Raw genomic sequence first — 10,348 nt, 5'->3', positions numbered from 1 at the left:
ATTTCTGTTTAAAGTACGCAGATAAAATCATAGGGGGATTATTATACCTTAAATAGACCTTGTTGCTGATCAGACCAATTAAATTAATCCAGTTGTGAGGAGGGTTATTCTTTGACTAAAAGTAAATTCGTAAACGCATTAATTGAGTGGATTGACACAAACGCGAATCACAACCTGAAAATAGATGACGTCGCTAAAAAATCAGGCTACTCGAAGTGGCACTTACAACGGTTGTTTAGTCAGTATACAGGCACAACGCTTGGCCAGTATATACGTGTAAAGCGAGTGACGCTGGCGGCACAAGATTTACTTATGACAAATGAAACTGTAATTCAGATATCAGTTAAATATGGTTTTGAATCACAGCAGTCATTCACCCGTGCTTTCCATAGATATTTTGAAGTTCCGCCGGGGAAATTCCGGAAAATCAATCGTAAAAAACTTGAATGCAAATAGTTTATGTTAAGCCTCATGTGAGGCTGAGCGTTGCTTAATTACGAGCGCGCTCGCTCCTCTTTAATGTTTGACTACTATCTTTATATATTTAATGAAATCCCAGTTGTGTCTTGGGTTGAGTCATTATGGCTCTGAAATTTGTGGGTTGACTTTAATAAGTAATTCACGATTTAAATATTGCGTGTGGTATTACATCTGGGTGAAATTCCGTTGACAGGCTGTTTCCAAAGTCTTTTTGTAGCGCTGGGCATAAATGCATTGCTCTCAGTGAGCCTGTTCTAGGCCAAGCTTCTGCATTTAGTTGTTATATTTTTTGTTGAGACTGTTTTAAATATCCGCATCTCCAAAAGTGACATTATCAAATTGGGCTCTCACACCTGTTAAAGCTAAGAAGAGATGACCGCACTCGGGCAAACCTCAGTTGTCCGGATGAGATGAATTGCAGCCTTTCAAATCACTGTATGATGTGAAATTACTGGCAGATAAATTTGATTATCAGGGAAGCCAACTTTGAGGCATGAATTATGGGTCGAGCCTGATGGATACCAGATCTTTTGTCTGAAAGGTGTCCAGGAAAATGCAGCAAGATCATTATTGGATCTTGGTGCAAAACTTATATGAGTAGTAGATGCGGCCAGCCATTATGAAGCAATGAACCTTTATTATAAAAAATATGGATCGGGGCCAATATATAACGTCTTTTCCTGAACAGAATTGTAAAACTTATTCCGAACTGGGTTGGGAATAAAACTACTGAACAAGCCTGATTTAAGTATCTTTCCGCCCAAAAATTTCCTCGCTGCGGCTCTGTAAGTCAAATAACGCTTCCAGTAAATCATCCTCATTCACCGCACGTTGCCGCTTTTTAGCTGGATCTTTCTTCGCACTTCTCCGACGTGGCCCGGTTCCGGCCGGAAGGCCCTGAGACCGCGTATTAGCACGCTTGTCCTGGATCAGTTTAGCCATGGCCAGCGCATGTCCAAGCCGCTTGTTGTCAACGATCGCACCCTGGTCAACTTCAGACAGCCGCTCGTAGGCAGAGTAGGGAAGCACCGTACCGTGACTCCTGAGTTCATCGCGGCCATCCGGGTACTGCCAGGCATCCAGATATTTACCCATCGTACGGCGGCTGTCATCGTTATCCTCAGGCAGCAACAGCATTTTATCGTAGCGGACCTTCAGCGCTTTCGAAACCTTGCGCGGTTCGCGCCAGGTAAATATCTGGTTCAGGTTGTCGTCTGCATCGAGCGGGCGGTGCACGTCAAAATCATGCCTCGGTGCCTTCGCGAAACGCCGGTTGTAATCCGCCATAAAATCAGCGGCAAAGGCGTTAGCAGCATCGGGCGTACTGATATCATGCAGCCTGAGTTCCTTAACCAGCCGGTCCTGCAACGTGAGATGAGCACGCTCCACGCGGCCCTTGGCAGAGTAGGTGTTGGCGCATATGCCGGTGATGTTCAGCTTGTTTTTCGCGCGACCGAACTGCGTCTGACTATCGCCGCCAGCCGCATTTTTATTGTTGATGCGGAACACGCTGGCCTTGTCGCAGTAAAAGGCCAGCTGCTTGCCGTGCTGCTCCAGGTAGCCGCGCGTGACTTAAGAGTAGGTGAACGTGAACTCGGAGAGGACGAAATGAAGCTGCATCAGGCGGCTGGTCGCGTCATCCACGTAAACCAGCAGCGTGCAGGCCGGACCGCGTTCCTCGAACCAGCGGTGATCGCAGCCGTCGATCTGTATCAGCTCGCCGACGCACGCACGGCGGTAGCGAGGTTGCTGGATTTTTGGCGCGCGATGTCTGCGCGGGATCCAGAGGCCTGACTGCATCATCAGCTTCCGTCCGGTCTCTTTAGACAGCGTCACGCCGTGCAGCTCGGCCAGCTTCTCGCAGGCGAGCGTCGGACCAAAGTCTGAGTAGCGCTCGCGGATGATCTGAACCGCACGTTCAGCAAGGCCTGCAGGCAGCTGATAGTTACTTGGGTTGCTGCGCCGGCGATCAGCCATGCCCAGCGGACCGTCTGTACAATAGCGCTGAAGCAGGCGGCGACAGTGCCGGTCGGAAATACCGAGACGCTCAGCTGCGAGATGGGTTGTCAGCCGCCGGTCGACGACGTCCTGAATAATTTTAAGCTGGTTAACTTCGTTCAGTGTGAAAACTCCGCACCTGAAGCCGTTATATCAGGATCCCCAGCAGGTAGCCCGAAGCGGCCAGGTAAGCTTAGCTCAGAACAGCCAGGTTAGCTTTGCCTCCATAAACCCGGGTCGCATAATGTAATTTATGTTAAATATGCCTTTTCATTATGTTTAAAAGGACTGTTTATTTTTTTCCTGTGTTATCCAGCCTGATCTGCTTAATAGATAGCCTTAACGGCCATTAGTATGCTGTGTATTTAACCGCATACTCTGATGCTTGTCAGCCTCCTCCCGTCTATGACGGGAAACAGGCCAAAATGGTTAGGCTGGATTTGAGAAGCAACCTTCTTTGATGCCAGATTTCAGCCAACAATCGCTTTCAAAGCACAAATTCCTCTCCCCGATTACTTTTTAGTCTAATTTTTGAGGAAGCAGTCTGCGTAGCATATTGATACTGGTTGGCTACAAAAACGCACATAACTTAATTCCAGGTTAAACCTGTTTTTTTAGCTTTGATGAGGTTGAAAACTATTACATTGACTCAACATCTCTATCCGATCGAACCACTACCCCGGTCTGATTGATGGTGTAAAGGCGGCTTCCTTCATATCCACTTAGGAAATTAGGATATGAATAAGAAGCTTAAAACCACGCAAAAAAAACAAACTAAAGATTCATCGAGCTCAGAAAAAGAACATCTCACGCCATTAAAAGCTGAGAACGGACTTATCAATCATTGTGTGAATATTGTACGGCTTGCGTATTATTCTCTCAAACTGAAGAAAGAGTTATCTGAGCATGCAGGGTGGTTGAGTGGCATCAGCCTTTCTGATGGATTTAAGGAGGTCATAAACGAGATAGCAAAAATTTTCAACTAAGTATCTGATCAAAAGGACTCTTAATTTTAGGAGCAAATATGACAAATTTTCAGAGTATTAACGTTAAGTCTGTATTGATTTAACACCTCTTTCATTCTGGAGGAACCGCCATTTCCTCCGGAAAACGTTTATGAAGTCGGAGCAGCGCCTTCGTAAAGGTAGGGTAGTGCAATAAAAGGATTTCTAAGTGCATCATTTGCAGTATGAAGCTATGTCACAAGAGGAATTGTACGACGCAGGACGGGAAGCATTAGCGAAATTATCGCTACATGAATTTCCTGACGCATTCGTAGACCCTTTTCTGGACGGGATAGTCTCATCATTGCAACTGGTCCTTAAGACTGACTCCACAGACGACAAAGATGACGAAACTAATGCGCAAGATAATCATGCCTCATATGTTTCGTTAACTGATGTGCTTACGTGCGTTTTGATGAAACCAGTCAGGATCGCATGGTCATCTGCGGACAGTCAGTTTTGGCATGTTGCAGAAAGTATGAATCGGGAAACTGCGATACCCAGACATGCCATACTTCTATTATGTAGATATCTGCTCACCGGATCGCTTAAGTGGGGCAGAGCTCCACCTGCCATGCAATACGTAACAATCGCTTTTTTGCCGCACAGCGGCATGAAGGCGCCAACTGGTGCTACATATCACCCGATAGCTGAACGGCGCCGGTAGCGCGGCGCAGCCGCTCCCTGCCCCCCATAGCGCATAGACCCCACTACGCCCTGCCAGACGCCGTAGAAGCAGCGGCTTGTCAGGCGCACAGACGTCAGACGGTCGTAGACGAAAGAAAGAAATCGCAGCACCACTCACCGCTACTCCAAATTTATAGTTACAACACCCATTTATCAGCCACCACTGATCCGGCCCTCCGGGCCGGGCGGGGGCGGCTGCTCAGTGGGGGCAACCGGGCTTCAGGTCCGGCGCCCGGGTTTTGCCGGAGAGGGGCGCGGGGGTTCAGGTTCGGCTCGGATTGGGGTTAAATGAAAGCATAGATGAATGATGTAACTACAATTGAGCCGATGTGCATTTATACTGAACATTTAGTATCGTTGCGTTAGTACTTAATTAATGAGGTGCATATGAATCCATCCGCTTATGAGCGCGGCATCAAAACTGCTTCTGCATTGAAGCGCTTAACATACGTCTATATCGATGCAGATTCTCGCTTTGCTGCTTGGGGCGAGAGCAAAGGGGTTCCTGGTGCAATAGGAAGGTCTTTTGTTCCTTTTTCTGTTCTTGTGCTTCTGGCGTTAGCCTTAGTTGCAGGGTTTTTCCTTGGAGCCATTATTCTCGCTATCGCTGGGTTTGCGTATATGGTTCGCTACATCCAAATAAATAACTTAGCCCCTGGTGACTCAGACGACTCGACTTCAGAGCATGGGCCTGAGTATAGAAATGGCCGCGATGGATATGGTTACTATCACGGTGCCGATGATTCAATTTTCACATCACCTAAGTCATACCATGAAGAAGATTAGGCCTGGGTTTAATCCCAGGCTTCTTAAATAATTATAACTTCATGGCACCCTTCATTTTATTAACGGCCTCTCCCCCACTTTGTTCGACTTTCGCTGTGCCATTTCTGAAAGCCCCATCGAGCGCACCACCAATTCTGACCCCGGCCCATGACAACGCTCCCATCCATACCGCAGGTAGTACCAAAAACATCGTGGCCATGACAAAGTTCATGATCAGGTCATCAGAACTGTTCTGAAAGCCAGCCATGTTAAAATTGCTGTGAGTATCCGAGCTGTAAAGCGCGGTTAGCAGCCAGCTGTCCAGCCAGCGCGCCAGTTCCCACCAGAATGTCAGGAAGTTCAGCGCAAACAGCACAAAGGTGAGCGTAATTACCGTCTTAATCTCATATGCGGAGAATGCCAGGATAAGCGGCAAGATCACCACTATAGCCATCAGCAGTACAGCCTGAACCATTGGTAATGCCTGGCGCATCGCATCAAATGCCGGAAACGCTGCCAGGCTGCCTAATGCGGTGCCGCTAATAGCGGCAACCCTGGAAACAGAATTATCGAGCGTAAAATCTGCGTTTCCCCCGTAGCCGGCGTAAACGTGCCCCCCTTGCGATACAGACAGACTCTCCGGGCTGACCAGGCGGCGAATGATGGCCTCCTTATAGTCGGCAGAATTACCGCCGATCATGGACATTGCGGCGGATAAACGTGTCCATAATCCTGGGTCAGCCTGATCGACAACACGGGCCTGTAAGCCTGTTTCAGCTTTATTCCACCATTCACTGCAGGTCGGGTAGCCGCCCCGGCCCGTGTCAGGCCGCCCACTGTCACGGCTTTCGCTCCATGGAAAATCTGCGCGGGGGGTTTTGGACTGCAGACTGCCGTAATAATTGCTCAGGAACGTCTTGCTGCCTATCCACTCGATATCGCGCAGTGTGGTCTTGTCTTTAGTTTGCCCCTGATCCTGACGCTTCCACATATACAGCGCGAGTGAGTAGCAGTCATTTGTGAAGTCCTGCAGCTCTTCCGCGAGCGCTTTATTGTTAATGCGTGTGTGCTGCACCTCAAAACGGAGCTGACGCATATCCGGCCGGCACGGGATTGTGGCAACGGAAGCCTGCGTAATTCCCTTAGCCATTTTATGAACCAAGTACCACCATACCGGCGCGGCCGCTGTTTGATCGTTAATACTGGAGATTACAGGCGAATAGCCGGTATCGTCCGGTGCTTTTGGCGTCCATGTTCCGCAAGTCCTGGCACGCGAAGAGTCATATTTGATAGTACTCATGTCAACGTTCATCAGCGGCATGCAACAGGCAATGATGACAAGAAATGAGGTGTATACCGCGTGTTCCATGCGCGGAATTGAAAGAGCGCCTTTGTTACCTTCGTCCTCACCTTCTTCCCTGACCTTTAGCCAGATTCCGATAAGACGGAACGCCACCGGTGCGGCAAAGAGTCCAGTTGAAAGCAGGATATTCCACAGACCATTATTAACGACCCATCCAAGCAGGGTCAGAAAATATTCAAGATAGCTGTTTGTCAGCATCAGGAAGCTCCCGTGCCGCTCAGCAGCACCAGTTCACAGACAATCGCAAAAATTGCGCTGACCGCTGCAATGCGGATCAGCGGCTGACGATGTTGCGGGCCAAAGCCCGGCGCGCGGAAAATTTTTACAAATCCCCAGGTAAGCGCACCATAAACAGCCAGGCGCCATATCAGCCAGCCATAGCGGGCATGGTCCATCCAGTCACGGAATGCAGCGGCCTGGGTCGGATTTTTAATGGCTTTATCTGCGATAAATAGCCCGGCCAGAAGAAACACAAGTAGTGCGCCGGCGGTACAAAACACGCGAAACAAAGCAGGATGGCGGCGGAAAAATGAGGCGCGTTGCGTTTCGTGTTCAGATTTCATCAGCTGCGCCCCCATCAGTTGCTTTCCGTTTCAGGAACGGCCAGGCGGTTAATGCGGCTGTCAGTGCTGTCATCGCTCTGCGTCTGCGGGTTGCTGTTAACGCGCCCGTTTTCGCGATCGATAATGGTCAGCACGGAATTACGTGACAGCTCGCGCTTAAGCTCCATCTCATTGCGTAATGCGGTGATCTCGCGATCGATAGCCGCAACGCGGCGATCGCCTTCTTCAATAGCCGCATTCTGCGCTGCAGCATTAGGCTCAGACATGCCGGTAACAATCATGCGGCGCATAATGAGCGCGGTTTCAACGGTATCAGCCATTGCCAGCTCTCCGGCGAGACGGGCTGTCAGGGCTGCATTGTCCGGGTCTCTTTGTAATGCTCTGATCACGCCGGCGGTAATCGGAAGGCTACCTGTTTTGAGTTTTGCCAGATTTGCTGCATTTGGTTGCTCGGCGCCGTTCACCAGCTTGACCAGTTGCTCGGTATTTTCTTTTGTGGTTTCTTCCAGGATAGGAGCAAAGCCTGTGCCGGCCTGCGTGGCGCCCGGCTGCTGATCGGCATCACCACTGGTGCACTGTGAGGCATCGCTGCAGGTCCGCAGTGAGCTGTCCCCTACGACTTGGACTACCGCTTTTGCAGCTTCTTCGGCGCTTGAATATTTAGCACAGGCACCACCATTACAGCTGTTGGTGCCGACCGTATCTGTGCTGAGTACCGGAAGGCTGTTCATCATGTTGAACCCTGCAGCCGTCAGATCATGTGTTGGCCTGATGGCCTGTTGCCCTTGTCCACCCCGTTTTTGCCCGCCAATCCAGTTCTGGCCTGAATTGCCCTGTAACTTGTCAGCTGAATTGTTTACCCTGACAGCATCGGCGTCTCCGCTGTTGACAAGCGAGCGATATTCATCCATCACCGCGCTCTGTGTCCATTTGTTGTTGCCGGCAAAATCCATCATACGCTTAGACATGTTCTGGCAGTTCAGCTGCGCCTTATCAAACGAGACGTTGGCCTGCAGCACGCCGTTTGTGAGCATGTCGTACAGTCCGGGATTAGCGCGCTGAATAATCATTGCTGGCAGACTGGCTACGGCGCCGGTTGCATTCTGAACCACATCTCCCATCAGGTTTTTAAAGCCGTTTGTTACACCATTAAGCTGATTCCCTACGGTCGTTTTAAGGTCAAAATTTCCGCACATAAGATCACTGCTCCATCCCACATTCATGCCCAGCTTGCGCATGGTGCTGCGGGTTGCTGGCTGTGAAATCACGGAGCCGCCCCCAAGCGTGTAATAGAGTTTGTCAGAGACCGCGCCGCTGACATCCTTACCGTAACCTATTGCACTGTTATTGACTGAGGGAAGGGAAATGCCGAAAGCACCCGACTGATCATCATCTGCCGCCTGCGCGGATGACACTGCTGCCGAGATACACAGGGCAAGCACGGCTGATTTGAATTTAACGGATAACATTGTGCCTCTCAGAAGTTGGTTGAATAGAGGAAGGTCTGACCGCGACGCTTGCAGCAGCTGTAGGGCTGCCACAAGGCATACGCTTCGTTGCCGTCCTGAGCTATTGGATGGGCGCCATCCGGAAATACAGCGCAGGAAGCTGACAGAGTGGGGGCTAAGCGCTGCCATTTGTGATTGGCTGTGCCCGTGTTTTCTTTAACCTCTCCGGGCGGCCAGTAGCCGGCTTTGCGCGAACCTTTCAGTACCTGATAAACGTGTGGCTGTCCCGACCGGGTGATAATGTCAGCCACGCGCTGTGCGACCACTGCAGAGGCTTTATCATCGTCAGCCTGACTGACGAATCCGGAACGGGGATAAAGATTCCCCCACATATTTGCGCTGGCCTGGCTACCCAGTTCGCGCTGTCCGGGAACCAGCGCCTCTGGATACAGAGATTCAGGCAGCCCCGATCGCCAGACGAGAGAATCAAGCGTGCTTAGGAAGTAGGGGTTGAAGGGGGTAGCGGCGGAACTACAAGAGTAGCCGGATATGCTGCCACCTATGATTGACGTCGCGGGATGGCCGATCGCGTCAGCGTACTTAAATTTAATGTTAGATTTACGCTGGCCGGGAACTTTGATGTCACCGGCGTTACCGCCCCCGGCGGGCGCACCACTGGTCAGTACGTTGTCTACCGAACCGGACGCACCGCTCATAAAGGCCATTTCGTTCCATGGGTTCCCGCCTGGTCCTGTATAAGTTGATACCACCACTTCCGGAATAAAATGCGTCACTTTTACTGACGTTTTCACGGAACAGCCAAATGGTGTGCACATTAGCCAGTAACAGATGCCGCTCACGCGCCAGCTAATGCAATCCTGTGTGATGGCGCTGGCAATGATGCCGGCAGTATTGATAGCTGAAACTGTTGCCGGCGCCGCCGCAACAGCGAGCACTGAGGCAATGCCCGCAGCGCTGATATGTGTTTTGAGGGCTGAACGCATTATTGTCTCCCACGATCACGAAGCATGGCTGCGCGGGCAACGTCAGCTGTGCCATAAACCACATCCCGATCATCGAAAACAACGGCTGGATATTTGTGCAAGCCCATTTCCCAGGCATGCACTACCTGCCGGTACGACTGGGCGATCTGCTCCTGTTGCCTAGCCCACTGTGGTGATTCAAAAACTTCGCGAGCTTGCTGGGCTGCCAAGCGGGGATCGGCAGCCAGCTTGCCAAAAACGGCTTCCTGAAGGCGGTCGGGGCCATCAAGCCAGACAACTTTGGCGTTACTGGTAAGATTTTGAGGAGGATTTTCAGCATCGGTATACACTACTGTGCCGGCCAGCAGCTGAAACGGTATGAACAGAATGAGTGAGTGTAAAAGCCTGAGTCGCATAGCGGATCTCCGTCACGATAGCAGGCTTCTAGAGTGGCATTACGTAGTTAGGTATTCAGTATTAAACTCTTTTTCTCATTTTAAAAATTTAGCTATAAAAAACGTTTGTATGTTAAAATTATTAGTCAAGACATCACATGTGACACTTTTTATATTTTAGACCAGAGCCGCAAGGGCATGGGTCATTTCGTCCTACTTTTGCTGATTCTTTTCTTGGTATTATGGCTTTGGGTTGTGAAGGAGCTGTGTTAGGAAGTGTGTGTGTTAGTATTTTGTGTTCTCTAGATATTTTGATTAAATTCTTTCTTTCTTCTTTTGGTATTGACTCTTTAACGGGTGAAAATATTAAATCCTCAGATCTACCAGAGCTTCCTTTTGGTTCGGTAGCAATTATTATTACTTTTCTTGCATGTTTGTATTTGATAAATGCAACCTGCATGTAGATTTGCATCAATGATACCCTTTCCGTTCTGTAATGATTGTAGCTTTCGAATCCTACATTTGGAAAGAATAGGAATATGTAAATTTTCCCTGGCTCATCGATTGATTCTACAACCCGAGATGTTCTTAAAGTGGGAACTGTTGATGCAAGTTTTTCTTTAAAGCTCTTGGATAGGTAATATCTGGATTCTCTACTCTCT

9 protein-coding genes and 1 pseudogene are annotated in these 10,348 nt (G+C 49.6%); 3 read left to right on the top strand and 7 right to left on the bottom strand.

Annotated features, from left to right (window positions below):
- Nucleotides 1-111: 111 nt before the first annotated feature.
- A complete protein-coding gene (locus FJW00_RS01840; protein WP_140922941.1) occupies nucleotides 112-456 on the top strand; it encodes a helix-turn-helix domain-containing protein in 345 nt (114 codons plus the stop codon).
- A gap of 768 nt (nucleotides 457-1,224) precedes the next feature.
- Here the strand turns inward: FJW00_RS01840 and FJW00_RS01830 are convergent.
- Nucleotides 1,225-2,601 (bottom strand): annotated as a pseudogene (locus tag FJW00_RS01830) (ISNCY family transposase).
- 614 nt (nucleotides 2,602-3,215) lie between these two features.
- Here FJW00_RS01830 and FJW00_RS01825 point away from each other — a divergent pair.
- Nucleotides 3,216-3,464, top strand: a complete 249-nt coding sequence (locus tag FJW00_RS01825; RefSeq protein ID WP_140922939.1) for a hypothetical protein — start codon at nucleotides 3,216-3,218, stop codon at nucleotides 3,462-3,464.
- A gap of 1,092 nt (nucleotides 3,465-4,556) precedes the next feature.
- The gene (locus FJW00_RS01820) at nucleotides 4,557-4,955 is read left to right on the top strand and encodes a DUF3742 family protein (protein ID WP_140922937.1); all 399 of its coding nucleotides are present in this window, start codon (nucleotides 4,557-4,559) and stop codon (nucleotides 4,953-4,955) included.
- Between the two features lie 31 nt (nucleotides 4,956-4,986).
- Here the strand turns inward: FJW00_RS01820 and FJW00_RS01815 are convergent, their stop codons facing one another.
- From FJW00_RS01815 to FJW00_RS01790, 6 genes are all read right to left on the bottom strand, one after another.
- Nucleotides 4,987-6,495 carry a conjugal transfer protein TraG N-terminal domain-containing protein gene (locus FJW00_RS01815; RefSeq protein WP_140922936.1) on the bottom strand — a complete coding sequence of 503 codons (1,509 nt, stop codon included), beginning with the start codon at nucleotides 6,493-6,495 and terminating at the stop codon, nucleotides 4,987-4,989.
- The gene (locus tag FJW00_RS01810; RefSeq protein WP_258317005.1) at nucleotides 6,495-6,860 is read right to left on the bottom strand and encodes a hypothetical protein; all 366 of its coding nucleotides are present in this window, start codon (nucleotides 6,858-6,860) and stop codon (nucleotides 6,495-6,497) included. Before FJW00_RS01810 ends, FJW00_RS01815 begins: the two co-directional genes overlap by 1 nt.
- Before the next feature lie 14 nt (nucleotides 6,861-6,874).
- On the bottom strand, nucleotides 6,875-8,329 hold the full coding sequence (locus tag FJW00_RS01805; protein ID WP_140922934.1) for an integrating conjugative element protein: 1,455 nt from the start codon (nucleotides 8,327-8,329) through the stop codon (nucleotides 6,875-6,877).
- Between the two features lie 8 nt (nucleotides 8,330-8,337).
- A complete protein-coding gene (locus tag FJW00_RS01800) occupies nucleotides 8,338-9,312 on the bottom strand; it encodes a TIGR03756 family integrating conjugative element protein (RefSeq protein WP_140922933.1) in 975 nt (324 codons plus the stop codon).
- On the bottom strand, nucleotides 9,312-9,707 hold the full coding sequence (locus tag FJW00_RS01795) for a TIGR03757 family integrating conjugative element protein (protein ID WP_140922932.1): 396 nt from the start codon (nucleotides 9,705-9,707) through the stop codon (nucleotides 9,312-9,314). Before FJW00_RS01795 ends, FJW00_RS01800 begins: the two co-directional genes overlap by 1 nt.
- A 133-nt stretch (nucleotides 9,708-9,840) precedes the next feature.
- A partial coding sequence (locus FJW00_RS01790) for a YecA family protein (protein WP_181405335.1) occupies nucleotides 9,841-10,348 on the bottom strand: 508 nt, incomplete at its 5' end.

It is taken from the genome of Pantoea anthophila (assembly GCF_006494375.1).
GTDB classification, from domain to species: Bacteria; Pseudomonadota; Gammaproteobacteria; order Enterobacterales; family Enterobacteriaceae; genus Pantoea; species Pantoea anthophila.
Note: the sequence above shows the minus strand (reverse complement) of the source record. Positions and strands in the feature narration are given on the sequence as shown.

Coding starts and splice junctions, on each gene's coding strand:
- FJW00_RS01820 (WP_140922937.1), top strand. CDS start 4,557: ATGAATCCATCCGCTTATGAGCGCGGCATCAAAACTGCTTCTGCATTG.
- FJW00_RS01800 (WP_140922933.1), bottom strand. CDS start 9,312: ATGCGTTCAGCCCTCAAAACACATATCAGCGCTGCGGGCATTGCCTCA.
- FJW00_RS01825 (WP_140922939.1), top strand. CDS start 3,216: ATGAATAAGAAGCTTAAAACCACGCAAAAAAAACAAACTAAAGATTCA.
- FJW00_RS01805 (WP_140922934.1), bottom strand. CDS start 8,329: ATGTTATCCGTTAAATTCAAATCAGCCGTGCTTGCCCTGTGTATCTCG.
- FJW00_RS01795 (WP_140922932.1), bottom strand. CDS start 9,707: ATGCGACTCAGGCTTTTACACTCACTCATTCTGTTCATACCGTTTCAG.
- FJW00_RS01810 (WP_258317005.1), bottom strand. CDS start 6,860: ATGAAATCTGAACACGAAACGCAACGCGCCTCATTTTTCCGCCGCCAT.
- FJW00_RS01815 (WP_140922936.1), bottom strand. CDS start 6,495: ATGCTGACAAACAGCTATCTTGAATATTTTCTGACCCTGCTTGGATGG.